This window comes from Arthrobacter pullicola (assembly GCF_014836875.1).
Taxonomy (GTDB): domain Bacteria; phylum Actinomycetota; class Actinomycetes; order Actinomycetales; family Micrococcaceae; genus Arthrobacter_B; species Arthrobacter_B pullicola.
Genome location: NZ_JACSQC010000007.1, coordinates 1 through 2454, shown reverse-complemented (window position 1 = coordinate 2454; position 2454 = coordinate 1). Strand labels below are relative to the sequence as shown.

1 protein-coding gene, 1 rRNA gene and 1 pseudogene are annotated in these 2454 nt (G+C 62.4%); 1 reads left to right on the top strand and 2 read right to left on the bottom strand.

The window, feature by feature from the left end:
- Positions 1–264 (bottom strand): annotated as a pseudogene (locus H9638_RS13870) (hypothetical protein); the annotation flags it as partial.
- A gap of 337 nt (positions 265–601) precedes the next feature.
- On the opposite strand from H9638_RS13870, the gene H9638_RS13865 reads away from it, so the two are divergent.
- On the top strand, positions 602–1252 hold the full coding sequence (locus H9638_RS13865) for a maleylpyruvate isomerase family mycothiol-dependent enzyme (protein WP_191748329.1): 651 nt from the start codon (positions 602–604) through the stop codon (positions 1250–1252).
- 943 nt (positions 1253–2195) lie between these two features.
- Here H9638_RS13865 and rrf read toward each other — a convergent pair.
- Positions 2196–2312: ribosomal RNA gene (rrf, locus tag H9638_RS13860) — 5S ribosomal RNA — on the bottom strand.
- Between the last annotated feature and the right edge of the window lie 142 nt (positions 2313–2454).

Genomic DNA, 2454 nt, shown 5'->3' with positions numbered 1-2454 from the left:
GGCATAAGGCTTGCGGTCGCCACGGTCACTGTTGAACGGCTTACGCTCACCATCACGAGCCGGACGATCACCGTACGACTTACGCTCATCCCGACCAGCGAACGGCTTACGATCACCAGAGAAGGAACGCCTCTCACCATCACGAGCCGGACGGCTGGCGGAAGACTGGCGGTCATTGTAGGACTTGCGCTGCGGGGGCTTGCGGTCGTTCGCCTTGGGGCGGCCCTGGCTGTCTCGTTCTTCTCTGTTGTTCTGCTCGGACATGCTGAGTTCCTCTCGTCGTGAGCCGACCAACGGATTAACTGCAGTCGCTCGTCACTATGTATGTGTAGGTGATGTGCAGGATCTGGCCTGCGAAAGTCGTGGGGACCACCTTGGGTCATCTTCAATTCTAAGCCAGTACGGAAGCGCCGCTGTCCTTAGTCCCCGCGTGGGCAGTTTGATGCCCGTGAAACTCGCCACTGTCTCCCAAGGGACGGCGGTGTCCCCCGGGTGCCGAATGTGGAATTATCCGACCCCGATTACCCGGCGGGAGCACCGTGCGGGCTGCGGCTCCGGCGAGCCTTCGCACAGCGTTAGAGAACCATGTTCTAGTTGCTGCATGCCTTCCAAAGAGTGGCCTGTGGTCTGGGCTGCCGTGCGTGAAGAACGCCGCGCGCTCATCGACGACCTCACAGCACTTCGGCCAGAGCAGTGGGCAACGCCTTCCTTATGTCCTGGCTGGGACGTTCATGATGTCCTCGCTCATCTTGTGAGCACAGCGAAAACCACACGGTGGAGATTTCTTCGTGGCATGGTCACAGCCCGGTTTGATTTCGACCGTGATAACGCGGCGGGGATCGCTCGGGAACGGGCGGCGACGCCGGCTGGCACACTTGCTGAGTTCCGCCGCGTGGTCGATGAAACGAAGACGCCGCCCGCGGCGCCTGCCACCCGGCTGGTCGAAGCAATCGTTCATGGCGAAGATATTCGACGCCCTCTGGGTATAAGTCGTGAGTACCCGATCGAGCACGTTGCCACAGCGCTGCGTTACCAGCTGAAGACGCCCGCCGCCATGGGCGGAGGTAAACAGCGTGCTGAAGGATCACGGCTCGTGGCGGTCGACTCCGGTGACGCTGCGGGATCCGGTGATGTCGTGCGGGGATCGGGCCTTTCCCTTCTCCTGGCAGTCTCAGGCCGCCCTGTTCACCCGGACGAATTCACGGGCGAAGGCGCCGCTGCCTTCCTGAGCCGACTCGCCATAGCTGACTAAACAGTCCCACTTAACCCAGGCGCCCCAGCTCTCCCTCCCCCTTTATGCCGGCTCACGCACTGCTGGCCGGTGCCCGGCTGCACTGGCTGCCTGCCTGTACTGGCTGCGCAGTTGCAGTCACCCAATTGGTGAACTGAAACGACCATCGCCCGCCATATCTGCATGCCAAGAATCCGCCGTGGAGCGAGTGCGGAGCGGGTATGGAGCAGAGGCATGGGTGCCTTCAACCGTCGCCTCGAGCGGAGGGGTTTTCGTTGGGGGTTCCGGCACGCGTTCCCACTCTTTGTAGGCTACTGAGGCTGGTGTGGCCACAAGAGATAACAAGTGTCACGAAGAGTGGGAAAGGGTGTCGTCTTCCCGCCCTGGCCTGTCTGCGGGCCGGAGTTTGACAGGCCGTATGACCGAAGTTGAGAGAGCTCCTTGGATTCTGTCTTTGGCGGGGTTTCCGTCCCTGACAATAGCTACTGCCGTCACCAGCTACTGCCGTCACCCGTGCGACCGCTGCAAAGCTCCCAGCCGTCGTTGGATGTGCAGGCATGGCGGCTTCACCGGCTCCCAACCGTCGCTGGATGTGCAGGTAAGGCGACCTAAATTGCCTGGAGGCCGCCATATCTGCACATCGGCGGTCGGCCGTGGGCCGTTGCCCAGGCGGGCGAGTAAACGCCGGCCTCAACTCATAGAAGTCACGAATCGCAGGGAGCACGCCTGGACATGGCCGGATTGGCCAAGGCGGTCAGGGAACGGAGCCCGGGCCCGCGGCTCCAACCCGGCCCCCGGCAACCATGGGCCGGCCGGCCGCCCCAGGGATTCAGACTCTCAACAGGCGCTGACCCCGCGGGCCGGGTCTGCAACCCCGCGGAACGGAAGGTGGGGGTTAAACACGTCAGGCCCCGCACAAGAGTGCGGGGCCTGCCACGGACCAGGATCCTGGTCTTGAATGATTGTCCGGCGGTGACCTACTCTCCCACACCCTCCCAGGTGCAGTACCATCGGCGCTGCGGGTCTTAGCTTCCGGGTTCGGAATGGGACCGGGCGTTTCCCCCGCGCTGTGACCGCCGTAACCCTTCCAACCCAAACCCCGCCAGCTCACCGGTCCAGGGACCAGTGCTAAGGGGTGGGTAAACTTTTGGTGGATTACACGGATACCGTGTATTCAATTATTCGTTCCAGGATAAACAACCCTCACGGGTTGTTGTCCGGGA

Bases quoted from the DNA above. Each gene is read 5' to 3' on its own strand.
- H9638_RS13865 (WP_191748329.1), top strand. From the start codon at position 602: ATGCCTTCCAAAGAGTGGCCTGTGGTCTGGGCTGCCGTGCGTGAAGAA.